Genomic DNA, 389 nt, shown 5'->3' with positions numbered 1-389 from the left:
CTGAACTGGTTGATCACCAACTTCGTGGACAACACCCCGGGGGTGTCGCACACGGTGGTGGTCTCCGCCGACGGCCTCCTTCTGGCCATGTCCGAGGGGTTTCCGCGGGATCGCGCCGATCAGTTGGCGGCGGTCGCGTCGGGGCTGACCTCGCTGACCGCTGGTGCGTCGCGCATCTTCGAGGGGGGTGCGGTGAATCAGACGGTGGTGGAGATGGAGCGTGGGTTCCTCTTCATCATGTCGGTCTCCGACGGTTCCTCGCTGGCGGTGCTGGCGCATCCGGAGGCGGACATCGGTCTGGTCGGGTACGAGATGGCCCTGTTGGTGGACCGTGCGGGTACGGTGCTGACGCCGGACCTCCGCGCCGAACTGCAGGGAAGTCTGCTCAA

Annotated in this window: 1 protein-coding gene; it reads left to right on the top strand. The window is 66.3% G+C overall.

Going from position 1 to position 389, the window contains the following annotated elements:
- Positions 1 to 389 (top strand): roadblock/LC7 domain-containing protein (locus IQ279_RS27610; protein WP_206352056.1); only part of this gene is annotated, 389 nt, incomplete at both ends.

The organism is Streptomyces verrucosisporus (assembly GCF_017114865.1).
In the GTDB taxonomy this organism is placed as follows: Bacteria; Actinomycetota; Actinomycetes; order Streptomycetales; family Streptomycetaceae; genus Streptomyces; species Streptomyces fenghuangensis.
Note: the sequence above shows the minus strand (reverse complement) of the source record. Positions and strands in the feature narration are given on the sequence as shown.